The sequence below is a fragment of the Polynucleobacter necessarius genome (assembly GCF_900095185.1).
Taxonomy (GTDB): Bacteria; Pseudomonadota; Gammaproteobacteria; order Burkholderiales; family Burkholderiaceae; genus Polynucleobacter.
This window is the reverse complement of the sequence record NZ_LT606948.1, coordinates 1011775-1036055: the sequence shown is the minus strand read 5'-3', so window position 1 is coordinate 1036055 and position 24281 is coordinate 1011775. Positions and strand designations below refer to the sequence as shown.

The following is a 24281-nucleotide window of genomic DNA, read 5'->3' as shown; positions in this document are numbered from 1 at the left end:
TTAAATGCCTGATCTACCCTGAGCCATCAAGGATTTCATCTCAACGATTGCTTTTTGCCAACCCTTAAAAAGGGTTTCGGCAACAATAGCATGTCCAATATTCAACTCAGATAACTCAGTAATGACTGCAATCGGTTTCACGTTTCCCTCATGCAAACCGTGGCCTGCATTGAGCCTCAGACAGAGACTTTTTCCGAATATAGCAGCCCTTCGAATGCGCTCCAGCTCTTGAGCTTGTTCTGCGCCATCCAAATCTGCATAACGACCAGTATGTAATTCAACTACTGTTGCACCCAAATTTTTAGCGGCCTGAATTTGCTTTTCTTCTGGATCGATAAATAAAGAGACTTGTATACCTGCATCGACTAACTTTTTCGTTGCACTCTTTACCGCTTCATAATGACCTAATACATCTAAACCACCTTCAGTAGTTACTTCTTCACGCTTTTCGGATACTAGACAAACATCATGAGGGCGAACTTTACATGCGATGTCAATCATCTCAGACGTTACTGCACACTCGAGATTCATGCGGGTTTGGATAAGAGGGCGTAAAGCTAATAGATCAGCATCTTTAATATGCCGACGATCTTCGCGCAAATGTAAGGTTATCAAGTCTGCGCCATATTCCTCGGCTAATACCGCTGCCCTGAGTAGATCAGGGTAAACCGTGCCACGTGCATTACGCAATGTGGCAACGTGATCAATATTAATACCGAGTTCAAGGGTTTGGCGACTACTCATTTCTGTAAATTACTAGATTTTCTTTAAGTCGATCAAAATTTGACGAGTGGTCAAAACCTGATCCTGGAGATGCAAGCCCAATAGAAAACGCATCAATTGCTTACTCTCCAAAAGCGTTGCTGGATCCGAGAAATCACCTACCGCCATTGCCAAAAGAGATTTACCTGTCAGAACAGGCCAGTGCCCTGGATCATCAATCTGCACTGGACGAACCCCACGCTCGGGTTGATATACATATTGCTCCTGAGCTAGTGGCGCTTCATTTGTTTCAACACAGCAATCCAAGGCAGCTGCATAACCCGTCTCCTGCAAAAGCGATAACTCAAAAGGTCGCAGAATCTCTTCTAGGCCCTTAGATTCAAACTCTAGATTGGATAAAGCATTAACAGTTTCTGCGTAGCGATCATATAGTTTGTCATAATCGTCTTCGCGTGCTAGAAACTTAACCAGTAATTCATTCAAATAGAAGCCGCAGAGCAACGCATCCCCCACTAAGGAGGGCATGCCGCCTACCCACTCTGATTTTGTTAAAGTGCGTAGTTCTGACTTTCCACTCCATGAAACTAGAAGCGGCTGAAAGCGCTGCAACACAGGACGCAATGTAGAATGAGGGCGTTTGGCACCCTTAGCGATCAAGGCCATACGGCCATATTGCCTAGTAAAGACATCCAGAATTAGACTCGTTTCCTTGTAGGGAATACTATGTAACACAAAAGCAGGTTCGTCAGTTACTCGAATCGAGGCCATTGAATTTATTCCAACCCTTGTGCCCGCAATTCAGCTCGATCATCTGCCCAGCCGCGCTTCACTTTGATCCATGTCTCCAAAAAAACTTTCCCATCAAAGAGCTTTTCCATATCAATACGAGCGTCAGTAGAAATCTTTTTCAGCCGCTCGCCTTTCTGCCCAATCATCATGGCTTTATGACTATCACGATCAACTAAGATTGTTGCTGCAATCCGTCGCATCTTGCCATCCATCTTGAATTGATCAATCACTACAGTACTTGTATAAGGCAACTCTTCACCTGTAAAGCGGAATACTTTTTCGCGCAGAATTTCGGCCGCCAAAAAACGCTCGCTTCGATCGGTGATCGTATCGCCATCATAGATAGCAGGTGCCTCAGGTAAATAGCCCTCAAGCACGTCTAATAGTCTTTCAATATCTCCGGGACTTTTAGCGCTCATCGGCACGATTTCAGCAAACTCACATTTTTGATCTTCATGACCACCCAAATCACACCAGGGTTTTGCCATTTCTTTCATCAAATTCAACAATGCTTGATCACGCTCTGAGGGAGTCTGAAAGCGACTATTAAAGAGATCTAATTTGTTTAGCACCAAGACAACAGGTAAGTTATCCAGTAGAAGCTTCAATACTTTTTTATCATTCTCGCCAAAGTAGCCAGCCTCAACGACAAAACAGGCCACATTCACATCCTGCAAGGCAGTAGTCACAGTATGGTTCAATGCTTTATTGAGCGTATTCATTAGCCGAGTCTGAAAACCTGGCGTGTCGATAAATATAAATTGCGCTTCTTCACGATTCTGAATTCCCAGAATCCGATGACGCGTTGTCTGTGCTTTCCGAGAAGTAATGCTGATCTTTTGCCCAACCAAAGCATTGAGAAGTGTTGATTTACCCATGTTAGGACGCCCAACAATGGCGATAGTGCCGCATCTAAACATGGTTAGCCCTTCAGCTTAAGATTGAACTGCTCTTCGGTCGCGTCTTTTTTGGCAGCCTTCTTTTTCGCTGACCGAGTTTTCTTGGGTTTACGAGATTCTTGCGGTAATGTCTTGAGCATAGCAATCAAAGCTAACTTCGCTGCTGCTTGCTCAGCGGCGCGCCGTGAAGCGCCTTCTCCTTTTACAGCCACCTTGTGACTAGGAATCAAACACTCCACCTCAAACTGTTGATTATGTGCTGCTCCAGTAGTACCAGTGACGTTGTATGCAGGTAAGGGTAATTGATAGCTTTGTAAACACTCTTGCAAGAGTGTTTTATCGTCTTTGCCCAAAGTTTTTGGATCTACATGCGTCAAAATCAGCGAGTAAAGTTTGCGCAAGCATGTTCTAGCCGCATCAAAACCACCATCCATAAAGATGGCACCTGTAACCGCCTCTAGGGTGTCCGCAAGAATAGATGGACGACGAAAACCACCGCTCTTTAATTCGCCTTCACCCAAGCGCAAGTAGTCTGACAACGATAGAGTGTGAGCAATTTCATATAACGCCTGTTGCTTCACTAGATTGGCGCGCACTCTTGAGAGATCACCCTCATCCAAATCCGAGTAACGTTCATAAAGCATTTCAGCAACAACGAAATTGAGAATAGAGTCCCCTAAAAACTCGAGGCGCTCGTTGTTTTTCTTGCTATGACTACGATGAGTTAGCGCCTGATTGAGTAACTCTGGCTTTTTAAAGGCATACCCAAGACGCTCTTGTAGCGGCCCAGTTTCAATCACGGCGCGCGCATTCATGATGCTTACTCGAATCCGCCTATACGGCGCAATTTGCCTAAATTGAGCCAAACAAAAAATGCTCTGCCAACAATATTCTTATCTGGCACAAAACCCCAATAGCGAGAATCTAAACTGTTATCACGGTTATCACCCATTGCAAAATAATGCCCAGGAGGTACTTTGCAAGTCAGGCCAGATTGTTGGTACTGGCAAAATTCAGAACCAGGAAAACGCTCCGTCGGAAATACGGTAGCTGGACGATCAGGATCATTCAATATTTCATGACGATTACCGCCCAAGTCTGCTGGGAAAGTTTCTGTAAAGCGTTTGGCATAGCGCATATTCTCAGGGTCGAGATATGGCTCTCCACCACTATATTGCAGAGGCTGACCATTAATAATCAAGCACTTATTTTCATAAGTGACTTCATCGCCAGGGATTGCCACTACTCGCTTGATGTAAGCAACCGACTCATCTCGTGGATAGCGAAACACGACGACATCACCACGCTTAGGAGAATCTAAAGCAATTACTTTTTGGTTAAGTACTGGCAAACGGATTCCGTAGGTAAATTTATTTACTAAAATGAAATCGCCAATTTGCAAAGTAGGCATCATTGAGCCAGAGGGAATCTTGAAAGGCTCAGCTATGAAAGAACGCAGAACAAATACTGCGCAAATTACTGGAAAAAAGCCTGCGGTGTACTCGAGCCATAATGGCATACGATCATTGCCAGCAAGTTTTCTTTGGGGTGCGAAGTGGAGCTTATCAGCAACCCATGCATTTCCAGAAATAATCACGAGGATAAAAAGAATTAGAGCGAAGTTCATCAGTCCTCCACCTGTAAAATAGCCAAGAAAGCTTCTTGTGGAATCTCCACGTTACCCACTTGCTTCATACGCTTCTTACCTGCTTTTTGCCTCTCTAACAACTTGCGCTTACGGGAGATATCTCCGCCATAACACTTAGCTAAGACGTTTTTACGTAACGCTTTAACGTTTTCTCGCGCCACAATATTGCTACCAATAGCAGCTTGAATCGCCACATCAAACATTTGACGGGGGATAATGCCGCGCATCTTAGCAACTACCTCGCGCCCGCGATACTGACTATTACTTCTATGGGCTATGACTGATAAGGCATCTACGCGATCGCCATTAATTAAAATATCCACTTTCACCACATCTGCTAGGCGATATTCTTTGAACTCGTAATCCATCGAGGCGTAGCCACGAGAAATTGATTTCAGCCTATCAAAAAAATCCAACACGATTTCTGCCATCGGTAATTCATAGGTAAGCTGGACCTGACGACCCAGATAGTTCAAGCCAGTTTGGATGCCACGCTTTCCTACACACAAGGTGATCACCGAACCAACATACTCTTGCGGCATATAGAGATTGACTGTAACAATCGGCTCCATGATGGTATCAACCTTACTAGTCTCTGGCATCTTCGATGGGTTATCTACCATTAATATGGTGCCATCAGACTGCTGGACTTGATAGACCACTGTTGGGGCAGTCATTATGAGGCTCATTCCGTACTGGCGCTCTAAACGCTCTTGCACAATCTCCATGTGCAATAAGCCCAAGAAACCGCAACGGAAACCAAAACCTAAAGCTTGTGACACCTCTGGCTCATACAAAAGAGAAGCATCATTTAATTTGAGTTTCTCGAGAGATTCACGCAATTGATCATATTCGCTGGCCTCTACTGGATAAAGGCCTGCAAATACTTGGGACTTTACCTCCTTAAAACCAGGCAAAGGCTCAGCAGCTGGTCCTCGACCTTGTTGACCAGGAGAGTGAGTAACAGTATCGCCAACTTTGGCAGCTTTTAACTCTTTAATACCGGCGATCACAAAGCCTACTTGACCTGCAGATAATTGCGGGCGATCTACTGACTTAGGGCTAAATACTCCCACGTGCTCTACTAAATGGCTTGAGCCATTAGCCATTAGTGTAATTTTTTCTTTTGATTTTAAGGTGCCATTGACTACTCGTATCAACATAACAACGCCAACGTAGTTGTCAAACCACGAATCAATAATCAAAGCTTGCAATGGATCAGATGGATTACCTTTTGGTGGAGGTACCTTTGCAATCATCTCCTCGATCACCTCTTCAACACCCATGCCTGTCTTAGCAGAGCAGGTAACCGCTTCAGATGCATCAATACCAATGACATCTTCAATTTCTTTTTTTGCTCGGTCAGGATCAGCTTGAGGTAAATCAATCTTATTGAGTACCGACACAACCTCAACACCTAATTCAAGCGCCATATAACAGTTAGCAACTGTCTGAGCCTCAACCCCTTGGCTAGCATCGACTACGAGCAAAGCTCCTTCACAAGTCGACAAGGAACGACTGACTTCATACGAGAAGTCAACATGTCCAGGTGTATCAATGAGGTTGATGTTGTAAATCTTGCCGTCTTTGGCTTGGTAATTTAAGGCAGCTGTCTGAGCCTTAATCGTGATACCACGCTCCCGCTCAATATCCATGGAGTCAAGCACCTGCGCTTCCATTTCGCGATCAGAAAGACCACCACAGAGTTGAATAATGCGATCAGCTAGCGTCGATTTGCCGTGATCAATATGGGCGATGATAGAAAAATTGCGAATTAAATCCATAGCATCTTAATAAGTCATTCAAAAAACGCCTTGTCAGAACGCACCACAATGATGCGCTGCAAAAAGTCGTCTTAAAGTGATTGTAATGGGTGGCGCCCAAAAGGCGCCAAACCCCTCTTTTAGGGCCAAATAGGGTGATTTAGGTCTTACCAAGGACTGCCAAAAGCGCTGTCCACACGGCGAATAAAGACTGGGACTGCCTTATTGGAGTCTAGACTCTTGACCAGCGACTCAAACTGCTTGACGCTCGTCACATCGGTATCCGCAACCCGAATAATGACATCTCCAGGACGTATGCCAGCTCTAGCCAAAGGACCATCGCCTGCACCAGTGACTTCAACTCTACCCCTTTATGCTCCAATCCTTCTTCTTGGCATTTGATAGTTCGGATACGGCAACTCCAAGAGTACGGTTGCCATCAAATCACGAGTACCTCCTTTACGCCATACTTGTACTAATGCTATGGTATACCACACTACTCTTGGTAGGTCAGTGGATTTGGTAATGTCACGGCCATTGAAGCTGAGAATCACGTCTCCCGCTTCCATTCCTCCAGCAGCAGCTGGTCCACCAGGTTCAACATTACGCACGTAAGCACCGCGAGGTTTACCTAATCCTCAACTCTCAGCAACCTCTTTAGTCATCTCGTCCAGAGCAACACCAATACGACCACGAGTCATCTTGCCATTAGTGCGCAATTGATCCGCAACCCGCATGGCCTCATCAATCGGGATTGCAAAAGAGATGCCCATATAGCCACCCAAGCGACTGAAAATTTGTGAGTTAATACCAATCACTTGACCGGTCGCCTTCAAATAAGGAACCACCTGCATTACCTGGATTCACCGCCACGTCAGTTTGAATAAAAGGTAAGCAGACACAATGCCTGCCGTCACAGTATTGTCAAGACCAAAGGGGGACCCTATAGCGAGTACCCATTCACACCTACACGTACTTTTGAGGAGTCTCCTAGAGGTAACTTAGACAAATCACGGGCTTCAATTTTTACTACCGCTACGTCAGTACGCTTATCCATTCCAAGTAACTTGGCCTTAAATTCACGCTTATCGGTAAGCGTGACATAAATCGTTGTAGCGCCCTCAACCAAATGCGCGTTTGTCAAAAGCAAACCATTAGTTGCAATAACAAAACCGGACCCCACACCACGATCCGCCTCTTGTGGCTTACCAGAGTTAGGTTGTGCTTGCTTTAGGCTATTTGGCAAACCTGGAATAGGTACACCAAAGAAATGCCAAAAAAAGTCAGCTTGGTCCCCTGGCATACCAGGGATACCGCCTTGTGCTTGCTGAACCATTACTTTTTCAGTTGTTATTAACAACTGCTGGGCTAGCGCGCTCGACTAAGTCTGCAAAATCAGGAATCGTCACCCGAGGATTTTGTGCAGAAGCTGGCGGGACAAATGTAAATTACCAAAGGCCAAAGATAGCCCACGAGCGCAATTAACAACTTATTTCATAATGCTATAGACTTACTTGTTGAAAACCAACAATGGAGATATTATGAATATTAGGTCAGTTTGCCAAAAATCAAGGTACCGTTAGCACCCCCAAAGCCAAAATTGTTTTTGACGGCATGGTCAATTTTCACATCCCTAGCAGTATTGGCACAGTAGTCCAAGTCACACTCAGGATCTTGATTGAAGATATTGATAGTAGGTGGTGATTTTTGGTTATGGAGTGCTAAAATTGTAAATACAGACTCCAAGCCACCAGCACTACCTAAAAGATGACCAGTCATGGACTTGGTGGAGTTAATAACAGTCTTTTTAGCGTGATCACCTAATGCGGCTTTGATCGCTTCAGTTTCATTCTTATCACCCAAAGGCGTAGACGTCCCGTGAGCATTCAAATACTGAATTTGATCTGGGTTTAATTGAGCGTCACGCATGGCATTGACCATACACCGACGCGGACCATCCATATTTGGGGCAGTCATGTGATACGCATCACCACTCATACCGAAGCCAAGTAGCTCGCAATAGATTTTGGCGCCACGGGCTTTTGCATGTTCGCATTCTTCTAGAACGATCACACCAGCACCTTCACCCAGAACAAAACCATCCCGGTCTTTATCCCAAGGCCGTGATGCAGTTACAGGATCATCATTACGGGTAGAAAGCGCTCTTGCAGAAGCAAAACCACCAACTCCTAAGGCGGAAATCGTAGATTCAGCACCACCAGCAATCATGACATCAGCATCGCCGTATTGGATCAAACGTGCAGCTAAACCAATGCTATGTAGGCCAGTTGTACACGCTGTCACCGCCGCAACGTTTGGGCCTTTAAGGCCGAACAAGATGCTGAGGTGCCCTGAAATCATATTAATGATCGAGCCAGGAATAAAGAAAGGTGAAATGCGACGAGGACCACGAGCCAGTAACTCAGCACCCGTTTCCTCAATCATTGGCAAACCTCCGATACCAGAGCCCACCATTACACCGACGCGCTCAGCGTTCTGTTCAGTGATCTCTAAACCGCTATCACGCACAGCTTGTGTACCAGCAGCAATGCCGTAATGGATAAAGGTATCCATATGGCGTGCTTCTTTGGCAGAAACATACTCTTCGACGTTGAAATCTTTCACCTCTCCAGCAAAATGAACGCTCAGTGGAGTGTGGTCAAACTTCGTGATCGTAGCAATACCTGATTTGCCTGCAAGCAAATTAGACCAAGCTACGTCAACCGAATTACCAATAGGTGAAATGAGGCCAAGGCCGGTGACTACTACCCGGCGTCGGCCATTTGATACTGACATAGTAATACCTAAGCTAGGGAATTAAGCCTGAGCTTTTGATTTAGCGAAGTCGATCGCGAGCTGAACCGTGGTAATTTTTTCGGCTTCCTCATCAGGAATTTCGATGCCAAATTCATCTTCCAAAGCCATAACCAGCTCAACAGTGTCAAGAGAGTCAGCGCCTAAGTCATTCACAAAAGAAGATTCATTTTTGATATCTGCCTCTGCGACGCCCAATTGCTCAGCGACGATTTTCTTAACGCGTTGTTCGATGTTATCCATTAAGTCCCCCAAGGGTTGTAAAAAAACGATGAAAGGATTTTATCAGCTTGGCGGAACAATCTAGCAAAACCACCAAAAAATGACTAAATCCTCGCTTAGCCGTTAGGCTAAATAGAGTCCGCCGTTGACATGTAGGGTATTACCCGTAACGTATCCAGCTGCTGGAGAGGCTAAAAATGCGACAGCCTGAGCTACATCTTCTGGGCTACCCAAACGCGCCAAAGGAATGTGCACTTTTAGTGCATTTTGTTGCTCTTCACTCAAGGCACGAGTCATATCAGTATCAATAAATCCCGGGGCCACGCAGTTGACAGTGATATTTCGGCTACCAATTTCACGTGCTAAAGCACGCATCATTCCAGAAACACCCGCTTTTGCAGCAGCGTAATTTGCTTGGCTAGGATTTCCCATGTGTCCAACAATCGATGTGATGTTAATGATCCGACCGCCACGGGCCTTCATCATAGGACGCATGACTGCTTGTGAAAGACGGAAAACAGAACTTAAATTGGTATCAATCACATCAGTCCATTCCTCAGACTTCATACGCATCGCCAAATTATCACGAGTGATACCAGCGTTGTTCACCAAAATATGGATGCCACCATACTCTTTCACAATCACATCAATGATTTCTTCGCATGAGTTGGGTGCTGTCACATTTAATACCTTACCAGCCCCACCTGATGACTTTAAACGCTCGTCAATTGCTTTAGCGCCACTCTCAGAAGTAGCAGTTCCTATCACTTTGGCACCACACTTGACCAACTCATCTGCAATCGCTTGACCGATACCACGTGAGGCACCGGTTACCAAGGCAATTTGTCCGCTTAAGTCGAGATTCATGTTTATCTTCCGTTATTTTCTGTAGGCTATTGAATGGATTTACTGCATCTTCATTTTATTTAAGGCTAGCTAGAACCTCATTCAAACTCGCTTCATTAAATACTGGCATACCAGTCACTTGATCATTAATACGCTTAGTTAGGCCCGCTAGCACTTTGCCTGGACCACATTCGACAACTTGTGTAACACCTTGTGCAGCCATCGCCTGAATGGTTTCTTGCCAACGCACAGGCTTAGCAGCTTGACGCACTAGCGCATCTTTAATTGCTGATGGATCATGCAAAATCTCCACATCCACGTTATGAATCACAGGAATAGTGGGCGCCTTAAATTCAATATTAGCTAAATAAGCTTTGAGTTTTTCAGAGGCAGGCTGCAGCAAAGAAGAATGGAATGGTGCTGATACTGGCAACGGCAAGGCTCGTTTCGCGCCTGCGGCTTTTAATAACCCACATGCTTTGGTTACCGCATCACTGGCACCAGCAATAACCACCTGCCCAGGCGCATTGAAATTGACTGCTTCTACAACTCCACCCGACACTGCGCTTGCTTCAGCACAAACTTTGATAACTGTCGCATCATCCAATCCGAGAATAGCCGCCATGCCGCCAGTACCCACTGGTACTCCAGATTGCATTGCTTCTGCACGAAACCGCACTAAAGGTACGGCATCTTTAAAGGTGATTACGCCAGCTGCAACTAATGCCGAATATTCGCCAAGACTGTGGCCCGCCATTACCTTAGGAGCAGGTCCACCGGCAGCCAACCAGGCACGGTAAAAAGCTACAGCCGCAGTCAGCATGACCGGTTGAGTATTGGTCGTCAAAGACAATGCCTCCGCAGGCCCCTCAGAGATCAGCTGTGCAACATCCTCACTCAATGCTTCTGAGGCCTCCTGTAATGTCGCCAAAACTTCTGGACGTTGCGCGATGGAGTTAAGCATGCCAACAGATTGAGAGCCTTGGCCAGGAAATACAAATGCAAATGTCATGAGAAGAGTTCGATAAATAAAGCGTGGAAATTAAAAAGTGGAATGGCTAAAAAATATTGAACTTTGATTAGTATTTGATTGCTACTGCACCCCAAGCAAACCCGCCACCAACGCCTTCTAGTAATAAATGCTGGCCACGTTGAATGTAACCTGAACGCACGCCAGAGTCTAAGGCCAGAGGAATGGATGCTGCAGAAGTATTGCCGTGCTCATGCACAGTCACAATCACTTGATCCATGGACATACCCATCTTCTTTGCTGTGCCTTCCATGATACGAATATTGGCTTGATGGGGCACCAACCAATCAATCTGCTCAGGTTTGAGGTTGGCTTTATCAAGGGCTTCGTGAGCCACTTGCTCCAATACCTTAACAGCAAGTTTAAAAACCGCTTGGCCATCCATTATCATAAACGGAGAGCCATGAACTTCGCCATTAGCAGCGCGTCCTGGAACACACAAAATATCTCTTTGACTGCCATCAGCATGTAATGCTGATGAGAGAATGCCAGCCTCGCTAGAGGCTTCAAGTACAACCGCACCAGCACCATCACCGAATAAGACGCAAGTACCGCGATCTTGGAAATCAAGAATACGCGAAAAAGTTTCTGCGCCAATCACCAATACTTTTTTATATGTTGCAGAACGTATAAATGCATCAGCAATAGCAAGCGCATAAGTGAACCCTGCGCAAACTGCTTGAACATCGAAAGCTGCGCAAGATGTATGGGCACCTAATTTATCTTGCACCACACAAGCAGTACTTGGAAAACCACCCAAATGATCTGGTGTAGAGGTGGCTAAAATAATGAGATCTAAATCTGCTGAAGTGACTCCTGCGCTCTCAAGCGCTGCTTGAGCTGCTTTCTCAGCCAGATCACTGGTGAGCTCATTTGCAGCAGCAAAGTGGCGCGCTGAAATACCGCTACGTGTTTTTATCCACTCGTCACTGGTCTCCAGACCAGTTTTAGCAAGTCGCTCCACCAAATCCTGATTGGTCAAACGCATCTCAGGAAGATAACTTCCAGTGCCGGCTACTCGTGCAAAAATACTCATACATTTGTCTCCACTACGAAGGCTGCAGCAATACGCTCAACCATGCGGTTTTTAGCTGCTTCGTAGGCGCGATCTAAAGCGAAGCCAAACGCGAAGCGATCGGCTGAGCCATGGCTTTTAATCACACAGCCGCGTAAGCCCAGTAGTACCGCACCGTTATAGCGACGATGATCAACGCATTTACGAATGCGGAGCAAAGGAACCATTGCGCAAATCGCCATCAACTTAGTGAGCCACGAACGATTAAATTCTTCCCGAATCATACCGCTCATCATTTTTGCCAAACCTTCACTCGCCTTTAGCACCACGTTGCCTACAAAGCCATCACATACTACGATGTCAGTAGTACCTTTGAATATGTCATTGCCTTCTACGTTGCCATAAAAGTTTAACGAGGATTGACGTAATAATTCACTTGTTTGCTTTACAACCTCATTACCTTTAATCACTTCTTCGCCAATATTGAGAAGACCAATTGAGGGATTGGATTTGCCATCCACTATTTGCACCATCACGTTTGCCATTTGCGCAAACTGTACTAAATGCATAGGCTCACAGTCAGCATTGGCACCCAGGTCAAGCATCGTTGTGCCACACCCTAACTCATTTGGAATCGCGGTAGCGATCGCTGGACGATCGACACCCTCAAGGGTTTTGAGAACAAAACGAGAAATCACCATTAGCGCTCCAGTATTGCCGGAGGAGATCACAGCATCTGCGTTTCCCTCCTTGACTTGCTCAATTGCAACTCGCATAGAAGAGTCTTTTTTGCGACGCAAGGCAACTTCGATGGGGTCATCCATCAAGACAATTTCACTGGCGGGAATAATTTGAATCCGCTCCATTGGAGCTTGTGGGGTTTTACTCAAAACCTGCTTGATTAAATCAGAATCACCCACTAGAACAGTCTTCACATCAGCGTGTTTTTCTAAAAAATCGCAGGCGGCCGGAACCGTCACAACGACTCCGTGATCTCCGCCCATGGCATCAATAGCTAGAGTAACGCTCATACATAAACTGATTGATTGCTGTAAGTGATTTATCCAAGAAAAAGCGGCCTTAACTTTAGCCGCTTCTATCTGTTTACACTAAAAAAAATTAGTCGTTTTTAGTTTTTAACAACTTTACGACCACGATAGTAGCCGTTAGGTGAAATGTGATGGCGCAAATGAGTCTCACCAGTTGTGGCTTCAACAGCCGTAGCAGGTGCGGTCAAAAAGTCGTGCGCACGATGCATGCCACGTTTGGAAGGTGATTTTTTATTTTGTTGAACGGCCATATTGAACTCCTAAGCAAGGCAACATTCTAGCATGGAAAAGTATCTAAATGCTTGATTTATCGACACTGGGAGTCTAAAACAACAATTGAGAGCAAACCCCACATTTCAGTTTTTCTTCATATTTTTCAATACGTTAAAGGGGTTTTCACGCTCATTTTCGGGCTGTTCATCTCCCACATCCCCGAAAATTGTGGCATGGGGCTCACAAAAACCCTCAGGATGCTTTGGAATCAGTGGCAAAGACAGCAAAACCTCGTCTTCAATGGTCTCTAAGAGGTTGAAATGCTGCTTGACCACCAAAGGCTCTTGCTCTTCATCCTCAATTGGGTAGGCATCAGCCTCGGCTTCCGAATTCATCAAGATGAATCGGCACTTTTCATCTAAATCGACTACGCAGTCCTGTAAGCAACGCTGGCAAACCAGGTATAGCCGTCCTTTTAGACCTAATTCCAGGATTTGATGGGGCTCGCTTCCAGGAGAATCTTTAAAATAGGTTTGCACGATCCAATCAAAACCATCACCGGGGAGCTTGGTAGAAGCTTCATCAGCCACTCTTGGCATATCTGTAATGCTTAAAAAGCCGGTACCCTTATAAGATTGTGGAGCGCAACAATCTACCTTCTTTAAAGCGTTAGGCTCTGAAGATAGCTCAACGTGAGGTAAAACTTGATGACGATTCATAGCATCAGTCTAAATGAATGCCAGCCCGAAAGCACAGAACTCTATGAGTAGCACCGCAAACCCAACTCTTATTTTGGCGTCTACGTCTCAATATCGCAGCGAACTTTTACAGCGCCTGCGCATTCCTTTTGCAGTTGTTTCACCCAAGGTAGACGAGACCCCGCTTACTGGAGAAAGCACTTTAAATTTAGCGCTACGTCTCGCGCATGCTAAGGCTGCCGCAGTTGCCAAAAAATATCCTCATGCATGGGTCATTGGCTCAGATCAAGTTGCCGATCTGCATGGTGCAGCAATTGGCAAGTCTGGAAATTTTGAAATGGCGCTAGCCCAGTTACAACTCATGCGTGGCGCAACTGTCATTTTTCAAACCGCTTTGTGTTTGATGAAGGGTGGCACACAAACTACCTTATGCATTCCAACCGAAGTCACTTTTCGCAAGCTTCCAGATAGCGTTTTAGAAGCCTATCTGCTAACCGAAGCGCCTTATGATTGTGGAGGCAGCGCTAAATCAGAGGGTCTGGGTATCAGCCTATTGGAAGCCATCAAAAGCGATGATCCAACCGCCCTCATTGGCTTGCCGCTGATTGCATTAACAGGTTTGCTGCGCGACGCAGGTTTTGTGATCCCCCCAAAAAACCTAAAGCAGAATCAAATCAATCCAACGAAAAGAATTTCTCGAAAAATAATTTATGACTAAGCTCGGCACTTTGTATTTAGTTCCCAATACCTTAGGTGATGAAGGTCGCACCGAACAATTGCCGTGGGTACTTCCTGCTGAAACAATTACGCAATCCGCCAGACTCAGACATTGGATTGTGGAGGATGCCAAAACTGCCCGCGCCCTACCCTATTGAAATCAATTGACACTATAGAGCCATCAGTCTGCACGATTCAAGAAATGCAGATGAGCGAATGGCCCGGCGCGCCGCACGCAATGCAAAAAGTATGGTGACTCGATAAAGCCAGCAGATTTATTGAAGCCTTTACTCGCTGGCAACGATATGGGCTTGATGTCCGAAGTGGGAGTGCCCGGCGTTGTAGACCCTGGTGCAGAGCTAGTCGTAGCAGCGCACAAACTGGGAGCCAAAGTAAAGCCCTTGGTGGGACCAGTCTCAATTTTATTGGGACTGATGGCCAGGGAGCTCAATGGCCAGCGCTTTGCTTTTCAGGGCTACCTACCTCAAGGCACTCGGGAGCGCACAGCCAAACTCAAGTTGCTTGAAGCAGAATCCAAAAAACTACAGCAAACCCAACTTTGGATTGAGACACCCTACCGTACGCCATGCTGATGACCTGCATTAACTCATTAGCACCTCAAAGCTTGCTTTGCCTTGGAGTCGATCTGAGTCTGCGTTCGGAAATGATTACAACCCTTTCAATTGCCGAATGACGTAAACGTTATGCCAATGAAGTTGCCTGTACCTCGTTACAAAATAGGCCAACAGTATTTCTACTATTGGCCTAGAGCTTTGCTGTTTTAGCTCTTCATTTACTTGAGATCAGGCGTCTTCACTAAGGCCTTACCTGCAGCAGTTCCAACTTCAGCACCAAAGCGCTTAGCCACCCGTTCTGCAAAGTTTTCTTTCATGGTGTAGTCAAGAATATCGGGCGCTTTAAAAATATCACGCGCAACAGTATCAACTGTGCCGTAGTCATCAGCCAAGCCAATCTTGACCGCCTGTTCGCCATTCCAAACACGCCCAGAAAATAAGTCTGACACCTCTTTCAACCGATCACCACGACCCTCTTTCACGACTGTTATAAATTGCTGATGAATCTCATCAATCATGGTTTTGATCATCTCTACTTGCTTTGGATTTTCTTTGCTAAAAGGATCCAGCATGCCCTTATTAGAGCCTGAGGTAATCATGCGACGGGTTACACCTAACTTCTCCATCAAACCAGTAAATCCAAAACCTTCCATCATCACACCAATCGATCCAACCAGGCTTGCTTTGTCAACTAAAATTTGATCTGCAGCTACGGCAACGTAATAACCACCAGACGCGCAAATATCCTCCACCACAACATAAAAGGGTTTGTTGGGATACAGCTTACGCAAGCGGTGAATTTCATCATTAATCATCCCCGCCTGCACAGGAGAACCGCCAGGACTATTGATCCTCAATACAACACCAGCACTACTTTCACTCTCAAATGCTGCCAACAAAGATGAATTGATATTCATAGCATTGGCCATTGAGCTAGAGGAGATTTCTCCCTCTAGAGCCACTAGAGCAGTGTGTTTTTCGGCTCCCATGCCGTTGCCGGGCAGATGAAAATCAAATACGGCAAGTAGGACCCCCACAACAACTAATAGAGTCAAAATTCTTAATACCGCTTTCCAACGACGCGCCTTGCGCGTCTCTTTTAAATTCTCCAATAAAAGATGTTCGAGAGCTTGGCGCTCCCAGTTCGGGCCTTGAGTGTTTTCCATCGATTTAATTCCTTAGTGTTGCAGTGTATTGTTAAGCTATTGCGAAAGTTTCGCAACATTATTAACATGGGCCAAAGAGCGTGAAGCCCTCAAAGGCATCTGGAGGATGCGCTTCATAAGTGACTGCCACCGCATCGACGCCCGCATTAGCTGCCATCTCTAGGTCGTGCGTGGTATCTTTCAATCATGAGCATACGGCGAGTGGGCACCTGCATAACATCCGATAACTCTAGAAGCATCCCCGGATGAGGTTTAGAGAACGATTCATTAGCGGTGCGGGTTTCATGAAAAAGATGGCCTATTTGATGATACTTAAGAGATCGATCTAAACCTACGCGTGACTTTCCGGTTGCAACCCCTAATAAGTACTGCTTGGCATGTAGATCCTCCAAAAGCTCACGAATGTCGATAAATAAATGGAGCTCATGATCTTTTGCTCAGTAGTGATAACGAAAACGCTCCGTTAGATTTTGAAAATGAATTGGCTCAATCCAAGGAACCGCTCTGCGTAAAGAATCCTGAATACCTAAACCAATCACTGAGCTTGCTAACTTGTCGTCTGGCGCTTTAAACCCCAAAGCGCAGCAACAAGCATTGCTGAATGCAATGCACGATAGTTGGCGTGGAATCCATGATGGTTCAAGTCCAACACTGTCAGGTCATAAGGTCGACTTGCTTTATTGGTTTGAGGCATTGTTAGTTTGACTGCTCAAAAGTATTCATCATGGCGACAAATTCAGAAGGTAATGGCGACTCAATTCGCATCTTCTCGCCAGAGCGTGGATGGGTGAAACCAGCCAAATGAGCGTGTAGATAAAGTCGTTTCGATTTAATCTGCTTATCTAAATCTTCAAAGCCATATTTGTCATCGCCCAAAATAGCATGGCCTAATTTTTGGAGATGTACTCGAATCTGATGAGTACGACCAGTCTTAAGTTGTGCTTCAGCCAACGTGATTGCTGCACCCTCACGTTGGAGTGTTTTGTTTACGCGTAAGACGGTGTGACTGGGTAAACCATCTGGATCAACTCGGACACGACGCTCACCATTCGGAAGAAGATATTTATGCAGAGGGTATTTGAGTTGCATGGTTTGCGCACCTTGGATAATTTCACCATGTGCAAGCAAGAAGTAGCGTTTGTCTGTTTGGCCCTCACGAATTTGGCGATGCAGTTCTACTAAAGCACTTCGCTTCTTTGCCAAAAGCAGTACCCCTGAAGTGTCGCGATCTAAGCGATGAACTAATTCCAAAAACTTTAGTTCTGGACGAGTAATCCGCAAGGTCTCAATCACCCCCAGAGCAATGCCAGATCCACCATGGACCGCCAAGTCCGCTGGCTTATTCATTATTAATAGTGCTTCATCCTCAAACAGGATGGGCATTTTGTCAGAGTAACTATGTGCACGCGATTTGGTTTGAGCAGTATTAACGGCTGCCATTTGAGAGGGTTCAGCCATTCGGACAGGTGGTACTCGCACCACATCCCCTTCAATTAGGCGCGTGGTTGGTTCAGCCCGCTTTTTATTGACCCTCACCTCCCCCGAGTGAATAATGCGGTAAACGTGACTTTTAGGAACACCTTTAGCCCAGCGTAGCAAATAGTCATCCAAACGTTGCCCAGCCTCTTCTGGACTAATAGTCTGAAGATGTACCGCAGTAGGCGCTGAGGTATTGGATGTTTTAACCTTGGCAGGCTTGGAATTGGGCTCGGATTTCATGATTTATCTCTCTTGCATCCCCGGCGAGGGATGACAAGGGACTCAACAATACCCCATTGTCACGCAACTTGTGCCGTATAATCAATGATCTAGCCAATTTTGGGCGTGATCCCAACCTGAAGTCAGGTTTGAATCGTGGAGCTTGGAGTCGTCCTTAAATAGACCCCCGGGGTTGCCCCTCCCCCGTTGTAATGAGGCGCAGGGTTGGTGTGCCATATGCCGCGACCCGCGATTAGAAGACAGTTTTCAGGCGCGCGCCTGCATTGATGACCTAAAGGAGGTCTCTGCGGCGATCGTCAAGTGTGACACCGATTTAACCAACCGTTAAATGGGTGAACTAGGTAAAAACTGCCTAGCTTTTTGTAAGATCCACACTCAATAACCGCCTTGAGCTTAGCCCCAAGCGGTATAAATTGTCTCCTAACGCAGCGCGCAAGGTCACCCTCCTCTATAGGAGAGTGTTATGAAACGCATGTTGTTTAATGCAACTCAACAAGAAGAGTTGCGAGTTGCCATCGTTGATGGTCAAAAACTCATTGATATCGATATCGAGACTGCCGGACGTGAACAACGCAAAGGCAATATTTACAAAGGTGTTATTACCCGCATTGAGCCCTCCCTTGAGGCTTGCTTTGTCAATTACGGCGAAGAACGTCATGGATTCTTACCCTTCAAGGAAGTTGCTCGCTCTTACTTTAACGAGGGTATTGATGTCCGCAACGCCTCCATTAAGGATGCATTGCGGGAAAGTCAAGAAATCATTGTTCAAGTAGAAAAAGAGGAGCGCGGCCAAAAAGGTGCGGCGCTAACCTCATTTCTTTCCTTGGCAGGCCGTTATTTAGTCTTGATGCCAAACAATCCACGTGGAGGCGGCGTATCCCGCCGCATTGAGGGTGAAGACCGTCAAGAACTACGTGAAGCAATGTCTCAATTAGAAGTTCCAGATGGCATGAGCATCATTGCTCGCACCGCTGGTATTGGCCGTGATGCTACTGAATTGCAATGGGACTTAAGTTATCTCATGCAGTTATGGAAGGCGATTGACGAAGCCGCTCAAGGAAATTCAGCGCCGTTATTGATCTATCTTGAATCCAGTTTGGTCATTCGTGCGATTCGTGATTACTTCCAGCCCGATATTGGCGAAATCCTCATCGATACTGATGACATCTACGAACAAGCGGCAGCCTTTATGTCCGTTGTCATGCCGGACAACTTGCCTCGTGTGAAGCGATATCAAGACGATGTACCTTTGTTCTCTAGATTCCAAATTGAGCATCAAATTGAGACTGCGCACTCTCGTACCGTTCCATTACCATCGGGTGGCGCAATTGTGATCGACCATACTGAAGCATTAGTTTCAGTAGACGTCAACTCAGCTCGTGCAACTCGTGGCTCAGATATTGAAGAGACGGCAACTCGTACCAACTTAGAAGCCGCCGATGAAATTGCTCGACAAGCACGTTTACGTGACTTGGGCGGCCTGATCGTCATTGACTTCATTGATATGGCGTCTAGTAAAGCCCAGAAAGATGTAGAGAACCACGTGCGCGATGCTCTGCATCATGATCGCGCACGCGTTCAAATGGGCAAGATTTCCAAATTTGGCCTGATGGAAATGTCACGGCAGCGCTTGCATCCAGCATTGTCTGAAGATAGCCATGTAACCTGCCCACGTTGTAATGGCACTGGTCACATTCGTGATACTAAATCATCTGCTTTGCAAGTTCTGCGCATCATCCAAGAAGAAGCAATGAAAGAGAACACGGCGGCAATTCATACGCAGGTACCAGTCGAAGTAGCTGCGTTCCTCTTGAATGAAAAACGTGCTGAGGTAATTAAGATTGAGGCTCGCTTTAAAGTGAATGTCTTGATGGTTCCGAACAAACATTTGGAAACTCCGCACTACAAGCTAGAGCGTTTGCGTCATGACGATCCTCGTCTTGACGATCAAAAAGCTAGCTATGTGATGGCGGAAGAAGCTGCTCGTGAACTAGAGACTGATACTACTGTTAGCCATAAAGATGCCGAAGTGAAAACTCGTCCTGAGGCAGCTGTTAAAGGGATCACTCCTACACAACCTGCACCAATAAGCCAGCCACGCCCTGCGAAGGGCCCGCAAACAGAGAGCTCTGGTGGCTTCTTTGGATTTATTAAAAGTCTGTTTGGCTCTTCTCCAGTAGTTGAAGAGAAACTAGCGCCTATTAATACCCGCGGTCGCAATCAAGGTCGTAATGGCAATAATCGCAATCGTGGCCGTAATCGTCGTGGCGAGCGTACCGAACGTCCAACAACCAATGCTGCTGAAGGGACTCCAGCAGAGGATAGCAATAATAATTGTAACCGCAATAATCGCAATCAGAATGGTCCAAAGTCCGAACGTCAAGCTAATTCAACGGTAGTAACTCCTGCAACAGAAGTCGCCCCGAGTGTGGAGGTTATTCCGAGTGGCGATGAGCGTCGTGGTCGCGGACGTAATCGCCGCGGACGTGGTCGCGGTCAACGCGAACGTGGTGAACGAACTGAAGGTAGCAATGATGTATCAGCGGAACAAGCAACTGTTGCCGTAAGCCCATTTTCTGGTCCTCCTGTCGGAATAGCTGGCGCATCTGCAAGCATGCCGATTCAGAACATTATTAGGAGCTTTGGTAACATAAAATCTTCAGCAGCCAAACAAGAAAGGCCTGCGCGCGCTCCACGCCAACCCCATCGCCCTACACAAAGCGCCTCTACTGCTCCAGATTCGTCCTCTGCGCCAGTTGCTATTGTGGCAACTGCAAGTGTTGAAGTGATTAGTAAGCCTATACCGGAACTTCCTACAGTTACCTTCCAGGCACTTGAAGAAACTCCTTTGCATAGCGTCGTACAATCAGCCGGCATGATCTGGGTCGCAACCGACTCATCCAAGCATGCTGAAGCACAGAGCCAGATTCAAGCAGAGCCAGTGAATCAAAACTTAGGTAGAGCACCTAAACCTGCAGCGCAACTTCCAGAAGGCCCGATGGTTTTAGTTGAGAGCAGTGGCCAAGAAAAAACGGTTTAACGCTGATTTCTCCAGGCTGCCAAATATCCCAAAAGGATATTTGGCAGAAACCCCGTTTCTCAGTTATAACTGAGAATATGGTTGAAAAAGCAATCACCCAAGGTGATCCCTATTCGCCTTGATGAAGGCAAAGGTCTGATTCCGTCTATTGGCCATCAACATGGCAAGCGACATGGTCGCACCTTAAGGGGCCTACGAATTTTTATAACAGATCATTGCAACTTCCGCTGTACTTATTGCATGCCTAAGGAAGGCGTTGATCAAAACTATCCCTACCTGCCTGGCGCATAAAGAACTTCTCAGTTTTGAAGAAATTATACGCTTAACCTCGATCTTCTCCATACTGGGAGTAGAAAAAATTCGACTGACTGGCGGTGAACCTCGTTTACGCAAGAATTGGGAAACGCATCATTGAGATGCTGTCGAAAATTCAGACAACTGAAGGAAAACCACTAGACCTGACCTTAACTACCAATGGGAGCATCTTGCGAAAAAAGGCAGCTGCATTAAAAGATGCTGGCCTTCCCAGACTCACAGTAAGCCTTGATGGTCTAGATGACCAGATCTTCAAAAAAATGTCCAGTTGCTGACGTATTAGATAGTATTCAAGCGGCACAAGACGTAGGCTTTGAAAATATCAAAGTGAATATGGTTGTTAAAAAAGAACTGATGACCATGAGATCGTCGCGATGACCAAGCACTTTAAAGGCAGTGGCGTTATTCTGCGTTTTATTGAATTCATGGATGTAGGCAGCTCAAATGGCTGGAATATGCAGCAAATTCTACCCTCCAAAGAAGTGATTGCTCGTATAAATCAAGTTTTTCCACTAGAACCAATCTCAGCCAACTACTCCGGTGAAGTTATGCAACGCTGGCGCTATTCCGATGGCTCTGGCGAAATTGGCGTAATCTCCAGCCCGTTACTCAAACCTTCTGCCATGAATGCACTAGAGCACTCATCTCCACGCAATGAGGGCTTTGATTTCAACACACTACTTCGCTCAGGTAAATCGGATTTAGAAATTGCTAATGCGGTTATGAATACATGGTCAGCACGAGATGATCACTATTCAGAAATTCGGAGATCTCAAACTACAAATCTTTCCTCTGGCAATCGTAAAGTTGAAATGTCATACATTGGTGGGTAATGATTGCAACTAAGGATATTACGGGACTCATTCTCGCTGGTGGGCGTGCACAACGCATGGGTGATATTGATAAAGGACTGATCCCATTTCATGGCAAACCGCTAATCAAATCTGCTATCGCGAAGCTGAAACCACAGGTTCAAACAATCATCATTAATGTCAATCGCAACATCACAAAGTATGCGAGCTATGAATACTCAGTCATCATGGATGAGAAACCTGATTTTTCTGGTCTGCTAGCTGGATTTTCAGTTACCTTAATACACTGCAAAACACCCTATCTTTTCACCTCACCATGCGATTCACCTCTTTTGCCAAGCAATCTCGCAGAATTATTAATGGCTGAGATGGATCGTGGTGATTTTCAGTTGGTTTACGCCTCGAGCAAAGAAGTGGATGGAAAAATTTGGGCACAGCCCGTTTTCTGTTGAATGCGTAGGAACTTACAAGAATCTCTTTCCGCTTTCCTGCTGAAAGAAGATCTCAAAATAGATCGCTAATTCAAAGAATTACGCAGCAGCACAGTAATTTTTGAAGACCCCCAAGTATTTGCCAACATCAACACACCCGAAGAACTCAAGTTATTAGAAGAGGCTTCAACATGAGTCACTCACCCAATCAACCACTCCTTCTGAGCTCATCACTACATGTTGCTGACGCCCGCAAAGCGATTGCTGAACTCGTAAATAATCTCCTTCAAGAAGCGGCAACCATGAATGACCCTGCCGATACCGAAACGGTTTCATTAGATCAAGCGATTGATCGAATCTTAGCTTTGGATCTTCTCTCACCGATTTATGTCCCAGCTGCAGATAATTCAGCTATGGATGGCTTTGCTTTTGATGGTACATGCTTAGAGCCTCAAGATGATGACTGGAGCGGTGATGCTAGCAGGTTGTAACATCGTAACTCTACAAGAGTTCACTGCAAATATCGATGAACACTTGATTGAGTTCAAACAAGATCAGCTCAAATTTGGAGAAAATCGTCGCTTACGTGGCGAAGATTTGCAAAAGGATAAACCAGCAATTTCTGCTGGTCGATTCTTGCGACCTTCTGATCTCGGTTTAGCTGCTTCTTTAGGGATTTCATCGCTTCCAGTAAAACGAAAACTGAAAGTGGCCATCCTCTCTTCGGGTGATGAGCTTCTTCGCCCCCTAGGTCAAACACTAGATCCTGGTAGCATTTATGACAGTAATCGCTATAGTCTTACGGGCTTACTCAATCGACTGAATTTAGACATTATTGACTGCGACGCGATGCTCCTGCCTCTTTAAAGCAAGCCTTTATTGAGGCGGTCAATAAGGCGGATGTATTGATTTCCTCCGGAGGCGTATCTGTTGGCGAGGCAGATTTCACAAAGCAGATCATGCAAAAGTTAGGTGACGTGGGCTTTTGGAAAATTGCCATGCGTCCTGGTCGTCCTATGGTTTTTGGTGTTCTCAAACCTGTAGCTGACAAAACTCGAGCATACAAAACCATTTTCTTGGGTCTGCCTGGACACCCCGTGGCAGTCATGGCGACCTTTTATCAATTTGTCAGAGCGGCACTCTTGCAACTTAATGGCGCAAACTAAACTGAACCACCACTGACACAAGCAATTGCTGAGACACCTATTCAAAAAAAACCAGGTCGTAATGAATTTCAACGCGCCATATTGGGGCGTAGCGCAGACGGGAAACCAATAGTCAGGTTAACTGGCAGCCAAGGCGCCGAGCTTTACGCTCAATGAGTAAAGCAAACTGCTTTGTCATCCTGAGTCAGGAACAAGGAAATGTTGCCACCGGAGATTGGGTGGATGTAGCACTTTTTGATGGACTGCTTTAAGATTGCGTCATCATGAAACTTAGTAAAAAAGAAATCGTTTTTCTCGAGCCTATGCATACCGCCAAAACTTTGGTTTTGGTATACCTCTACTTCTCCGTTCCCATCGTTTTATTAGCTCTATTTGTAGCCTTTATTCGTGATGGTGCTATCCCTGGTTTTACTGTCTTATCAGCTTTAATCCTCAATGCCTTACTTGGCTTTGGATTACTATGGCTTGTCTGCAAGGTCTATAACTGGGTAGCGGGTAAATTCGGCGGGATTGAATTGGCTTTACGTGATCTTCCGGAAGAACTCGAATCCGAGTAAGTAATATAAAAAATTCACACGAAATATCAGTTCGAGACATGTCTGTAAAACAATAAAGCCGAGCATCACTCCGC

General features: G+C 45.8%; 29 protein-coding genes and 3 pseudogenes. 12 read left to right on the top strand and 20 right to left on the bottom strand.

All coding sequences use genetic code 11. The annotated features are described in order from the left end of the window. The 15 genes and pseudogenes from pdxJ to DXE31_RS05855 all read right to left on the bottom strand — a co-directional run bounded on the left by pdxJ (position 1) and on the right by DXE31_RS05855 (position 13730). On the bottom strand, positions 1–744 hold the full coding sequence (gene pdxJ, locus DXE31_RS05925) for a pyridoxine 5'-phosphate synthase (RefSeq protein ID WP_114698165.1): 744 nt from the start codon (positions 742–744) through the stop codon (positions 1–3). 12 nt (positions 745–756) lie between these two features. Continuing rightward, complete coding sequence (gene recO / locus DXE31_RS05920; RefSeq protein ID WP_114698164.1) at positions 757–1491, bottom strand: DNA repair protein RecO; 735 nt, start codon at positions 1489–1491, stop codon at positions 757–759. 5 nt (positions 1492–1496) lie between these two features. Continuing rightward, positions 1497–2432: a GTPase Era gene (gene era / locus DXE31_RS05915; RefSeq protein WP_114698163.1), complete on the bottom strand. Its 936-nt coding sequence runs from the start codon at positions 2430–2432 to the stop codon at positions 1497–1499. 2 nt (positions 2433–2434) lie between these two features. Continuing rightward, entirely contained in the window at positions 2435–3226 is a 792-nt protein-coding gene (rnc, locus tag DXE31_RS05910) for a ribonuclease III (protein WP_114698162.1), read from the bottom strand. Positions 3227–3231: 5 nt separating this feature from the next. Next, positions 3232–4038 (bottom strand): signal peptidase I, encoded by an 807-nt coding sequence (gene lepB, locus DXE31_RS05905; RefSeq protein WP_114698161.1) that lies wholly within the window; start codon positions 4036–4038, stop codon positions 3232–3234. Beyond that, positions 4038–5843 (bottom strand): translation elongation factor 4, encoded by a 1806-nt coding sequence (gene lepA / locus DXE31_RS05900; protein ID WP_114698160.1) that lies wholly within the window; start codon positions 5841–5843, stop codon positions 4038–4040. Before lepA ends, lepB begins: the two co-directional genes overlap by 1 nt. A 146-nt stretch (positions 5844–5989) precedes the next feature. After that, positions 5990–7255, bottom strand: a pseudogene (locus DXE31_RS05895) (trypsin-like peptidase domain-containing protein); the annotation flags it as partial. Positions 7256–7370: 115 nt separating this feature from the next. After that, positions 7371–8618 carry a beta-ketoacyl-ACP synthase II gene (gene fabF, locus DXE31_RS05890; RefSeq protein ID WP_114698159.1) on the bottom strand — a complete coding sequence of 416 codons (1248 nt, stop codon included), beginning with the start codon at positions 8616–8618 and terminating at the stop codon, positions 7371–7373. A gap of 21 nt (positions 8619–8639) precedes the next feature. Beyond that, positions 8640–8879, bottom strand: coding sequence for an acyl carrier protein (gene acpP / locus DXE31_RS05885; RefSeq protein ID WP_114698158.1), 240 nt, complete (start codon positions 8877–8879; stop codon positions 8640–8642). Between the two features lie 102 nt (positions 8880–8981). Next, on the bottom strand, positions 8982–9725 hold the full coding sequence (fabG, locus tag DXE31_RS05880; RefSeq protein ID WP_114698157.1) for a 3-oxoacyl-ACP reductase FabG: 744 nt from the start codon (positions 9723–9725) through the stop codon (positions 8982–8984). 55 nt (positions 9726–9780) lie between these two features. Next, positions 9781–10716, bottom strand: a complete 936-nt coding sequence (gene fabD / locus DXE31_RS05875; protein WP_114698156.1) for an ACP S-malonyltransferase — start codon at positions 10714–10716, stop codon at positions 9781–9783. 67 nt (positions 10717–10783) lie between these two features. Next, positions 10784–11770, bottom strand: a complete 987-nt coding sequence (locus DXE31_RS05870) for a beta-ketoacyl-ACP synthase III (protein WP_114698155.1) — start codon at positions 11768–11770, stop codon at positions 10784–10786. Next, on the bottom strand, positions 11767–12780 hold the full coding sequence (gene plsX, locus DXE31_RS05865) for a phosphate acyltransferase PlsX (protein ID WP_114698154.1): 1014 nt from the start codon (positions 12778–12780) through the stop codon (positions 11767–11769). The genes DXE31_RS05870 and plsX overlap by 4 nt, the downstream gene beginning before the upstream one ends. Positions 12781–12868: 88 nt before the next feature. Further along, positions 12869–13049: pseudogene (rpmF, locus tag DXE31_RS05860) on the bottom strand (50S ribosomal protein L32). Positions 13050–13154: 105 nt separating this feature from the next. Further along, positions 13155–13730 carry a YceD family protein gene (locus DXE31_RS05855; RefSeq protein ID WP_114698152.1) on the bottom strand — a complete coding sequence of 192 codons (576 nt, stop codon included), beginning with the start codon at positions 13728–13730 and terminating at the stop codon, positions 13155–13157. 43 nt (positions 13731–13773) lie between these two features. Here DXE31_RS05855 and DXE31_RS05850 point away from each other — a divergent pair, with 43 nt between their 5' ends. The 3 genes from DXE31_RS05850 to DXE31_RS11305 all read left to right on the top strand — a co-directional run bounded on the left by DXE31_RS05850 (position 13774) and on the right by DXE31_RS11305 (position 15019). Beyond that, on the top strand, positions 13774–14427 hold the full coding sequence (locus DXE31_RS05850) for a Maf family nucleotide pyrophosphatase (protein ID WP_114698668.1): 654 nt from the start codon (positions 13774–13776) through the stop codon (positions 14425–14427). After that, positions 14420–14584: a hypothetical protein gene (locus DXE31_RS11310; protein WP_231969415.1), complete on the top strand. Its 165-nt coding sequence runs from the start codon at positions 14420–14422 to the stop codon at positions 14582–14584. The genes DXE31_RS05850 and DXE31_RS11310 overlap by 8 nt, the downstream gene beginning before the upstream one ends. A 120-nt stretch (positions 14585–14704) precedes the next feature. Continuing rightward, the gene (locus DXE31_RS11305) at positions 14705–15019 is read left to right on the top strand and encodes an SAM-dependent methyltransferase (protein WP_231969414.1); all 315 of its coding nucleotides are present in this window, start codon (positions 14705–14707) and stop codon (positions 15017–15019) included. A gap of 200 nt (positions 15020–15219) precedes the next feature. Here DXE31_RS11305 and DXE31_RS05840 read toward each other — a convergent pair whose 3' ends face one another. The 5 genes from DXE31_RS05840 to DXE31_RS05830 all read right to left on the bottom strand — a co-directional run bounded on the left by DXE31_RS05840 (position 15220) and on the right by DXE31_RS05830 (position 17886). Further along, the gene (locus tag DXE31_RS05840) at positions 15220–16167 is read right to left on the bottom strand and encodes a S49 family peptidase (RefSeq protein ID WP_114698151.1); all 948 of its coding nucleotides are present in this window, start codon (positions 16165–16167) and stop codon (positions 15220–15222) included. A 61-nt stretch (positions 16168–16228) separates the two neighbouring features. Next, positions 16229–16351 (bottom strand): hypothetical protein, encoded by a 123-nt coding sequence (locus DXE31_RS12070; protein WP_269460635.1) that lies wholly within the window; start codon positions 16349–16351, stop codon positions 16229–16231. Further along, positions 16314–16559, bottom strand: coding sequence for an HAD hydrolase-like protein (locus DXE31_RS11300; RefSeq protein ID WP_231969413.1), 246 nt, complete (start codon positions 16557–16559; stop codon positions 16314–16316). The genes DXE31_RS12070 and DXE31_RS11300 overlap by 38 nt, the downstream gene beginning before the upstream one ends. 45 nt (positions 16560–16604) lie before the next feature. Continuing rightward, complete coding sequence (locus DXE31_RS11295; protein WP_231969412.1) at positions 16605–16745, bottom strand: HAD family hydrolase; 141 nt, start codon at positions 16743–16745, stop codon at positions 16605–16607. A gap of 118 nt (positions 16746–16863) precedes the next feature. Further along, a complete protein-coding gene (locus tag DXE31_RS05830; protein WP_114698150.1) occupies positions 16864–17886 on the bottom strand; it encodes an RluA family pseudouridine synthase in 1023 nt (340 codons plus the stop codon). 463 nt (positions 17887–18349) lie between these two features. Between DXE31_RS05830 and DXE31_RS05825 the strand changes: the two genes are divergently transcribed. The 9 genes and pseudogenes from DXE31_RS05825 (at position 18350) to DXE31_RS05805 (ending at position 24207) form a co-directional block, all read left to right on the top strand. Beyond that, complete coding sequence (locus tag DXE31_RS05825; RefSeq protein ID WP_114698149.1) at positions 18350–20926, top strand: Rne/Rng family ribonuclease; 2577 nt, start codon at positions 18350–18352, stop codon at positions 20924–20926. A 135-nt stretch (positions 20927–21061) separates the two neighbouring features. Continuing rightward, positions 21062–22074, top strand: a pseudogene (gene moaA, locus DXE31_RS05820) (GTP 3',8-cyclase MoaA). Further along, the gene (mobA, locus tag DXE31_RS05815) at positions 22074–22505 is read left to right on the top strand and encodes a molybdenum cofactor guanylyltransferase (protein ID WP_231969411.1); all 432 of its coding nucleotides are present in this window, start codon (positions 22074–22076) and stop codon (positions 22503–22505) included. Before moaA ends, mobA begins: the two are co-directional and overlap by 1 nt. Before the next feature lie 170 nt (positions 22506–22675). Beyond that, on the top strand, positions 22676–22975 hold the full coding sequence (locus tag DXE31_RS12415; RefSeq protein WP_331851995.1) for a hypothetical protein: 300 nt from the start codon (positions 22676–22678) through the stop codon (positions 22973–22975). Continuing rightward, entirely contained in the window at positions 22941–23351 is a 411-nt protein-coding gene (locus DXE31_RS12410; protein ID WP_331851994.1) for a MoeA family protein, read from the top strand. Before DXE31_RS12415 ends, DXE31_RS12410 begins: the two co-directional genes overlap by 35 nt. Before the next feature lie 38 nt (positions 23352–23389). After that, complete coding sequence (locus DXE31_RS12405) at positions 23390–23650, top strand: molybdopterin-binding protein (protein WP_331851993.1); 261 nt, start codon at positions 23390–23392, stop codon at positions 23648–23650. Between the two features lie 12 nt (positions 23651–23662). Then, positions 23663–23806 carry a hypothetical protein gene (locus DXE31_RS12400; RefSeq protein ID WP_331852035.1) on the top strand — a complete coding sequence of 48 codons (144 nt, stop codon included), beginning with the start codon at positions 23663–23665 and terminating at the stop codon, positions 23804–23806. Further along, complete coding sequence (locus tag DXE31_RS12395; RefSeq protein ID WP_331851992.1) at positions 23803–23901, top strand: hypothetical protein; 99 nt, start codon at positions 23803–23805, stop codon at positions 23899–23901. The genes DXE31_RS12400 and DXE31_RS12395 overlap by 4 nt, the downstream gene beginning before the upstream one ends. A 12-nt stretch (positions 23902–23913) precedes the next feature. Continuing rightward, positions 23914–24207, top strand: coding sequence for a hypothetical protein (locus DXE31_RS05805; RefSeq protein WP_114698148.1), 294 nt, complete (start codon positions 23914–23916; stop codon positions 24205–24207). Positions 24208–24281 lie beyond the last annotated feature (74 nt).

What these genes read in the sequence shown, in the direction of transcription:
- lepA (WP_114698160.1), bottom strand. Translation starts at nt 5,843, where the DNA reads ATGGATTTAATTCGCAATTTTTCTATCATCGCCCATATTGATCACGGC.
- DXE31_RS05805 (WP_114698148.1), top strand. Translation starts at nt 23,914, where the DNA reads ATGAAACTTAGTAAAAAAGAAATCGTTTTTCTCGAGCCTATGCATACC.
- rnc (WP_114698162.1), bottom strand. Translation starts at nt 3,226, where the DNA reads ATGAATGCGCGCGCCGTGATTGAAACTGGGCCGCTACAAGAGCGTCTT.
- pdxJ (WP_114698165.1), bottom strand. Translation starts at nt 744, where the DNA reads ATGAGTAGTCGCCAAACCCTTGAACTCGGTATTAATATTGATCACGTT.
- DXE31_RS05855 (WP_114698152.1), bottom strand. Translation starts at nt 13,730, where the DNA reads ATGAATCGTCATCAAGTTTTACCTCACGTTGAGCTATCTTCAGAGCCT.
- DXE31_RS05870 (WP_114698155.1), bottom strand. Translation starts at nt 11,770, where the DNA reads ATGAGTATTTTTGCACGAGTAGCCGGCACTGGAAGTTATCTTCCTGAG.
- DXE31_RS05850 (WP_114698668.1), top strand. Translation starts at nt 13,774, where the DNA reads ATGAGTAGCACCGCAAACCCAACTCTTATTTTGGCGTCTACGTCTCAA.
- fabD (WP_114698156.1), bottom strand. Translation starts at nt 10,716, where the DNA reads ATGACATTTGCATTTGTATTTCCTGGCCAAGGCTCTCAATCTGTTGGC.
- DXE31_RS11310 (WP_231969415.1), top strand. Translation starts at nt 14,420, where the DNA reads ATGACTAAGCTCGGCACTTTGTATTTAGTTCCCAATACCTTAGGTGAT.
- recO (WP_114698164.1), bottom strand. Translation starts at nt 1,491, where the DNA reads ATGGCCTCGATTCGAGTAACTGACGAACCTGCTTTTGTGTTACATAGT.
- mobA (WP_231969411.1), top strand. Translation starts at nt 22,074, where the DNA reads ATGATTGCAACTAAGGATATTACGGGACTCATTCTCGCTGGTGGGCGT.
- DXE31_RS12410 (WP_331851994.1), top strand. Translation starts at nt 22,941, where the DNA reads ATGATGACTGGAGCGGTGATGCTAGCAGGTTGTAACATCGTAACTCTA.
- acpP (WP_114698158.1), bottom strand. Translation starts at nt 8,879, where the DNA reads ATGGATAACATCGAACAACGCGTTAAGAAAATCGTCGCTGAGCAATTG.
- DXE31_RS05830 (WP_114698150.1), bottom strand. Translation starts at nt 17,886, where the DNA reads ATGAAATCCGAGCCCAATTCCAAGCCTGCCAAGGTTAAAACATCCAAT.
- fabG (WP_114698157.1), bottom strand. Translation starts at nt 9,725, where the DNA reads ATGAATCTCGACTTAAGCGGACAAATTGCCTTGGTAACCGGTGCCTCA.
- fabF (WP_114698159.1), bottom strand. Translation starts at nt 8,618, where the DNA reads ATGTCAGTATCAAATGGCCGACGCCGGGTAGTAGTCACCGGCCTTGGC.
- era (WP_114698163.1), bottom strand. Translation starts at nt 2,432, where the DNA reads ATGTTTAGATGCGGCACTATCGCCATTGTTGGGCGTCCTAACATGGGT.
- DXE31_RS12395 (WP_331851992.1), top strand. Translation starts at nt 23,803, where the DNA reads ATGAGTAAAGCAAACTGCTTTGTCATCCTGAGTCAGGAACAAGGAAAT.
- DXE31_RS05825 (WP_114698149.1), top strand. Translation starts at nt 18,350, where the DNA reads ATGAAACGCATGTTGTTTAATGCAACTCAACAAGAAGAGTTGCGAGTT.
- lepB (WP_114698161.1), bottom strand. Translation starts at nt 4,038, where the DNA reads ATGAACTTCGCTCTAATTCTTTTTATCCTCGTGATTATTTCTGGAAAT.
- DXE31_RS12415 (WP_331851995.1), top strand. Translation starts at nt 22,676, where the DNA reads ATGAGTCACTCACCCAATCAACCACTCCTTCTGAGCTCATCACTACAT.
- DXE31_RS05840 (WP_114698151.1), bottom strand. Translation starts at nt 16,167, where the DNA reads ATGGAAAACACTCAAGGCCCGAACTGGGAGCGCCAAGCTCTCGAACAT.
- plsX (WP_114698154.1), bottom strand. Translation starts at nt 12,780, where the DNA reads ATGAGCGTTACTCTAGCTATTGATGCCATGGGCGGAGATCACGGAGTC.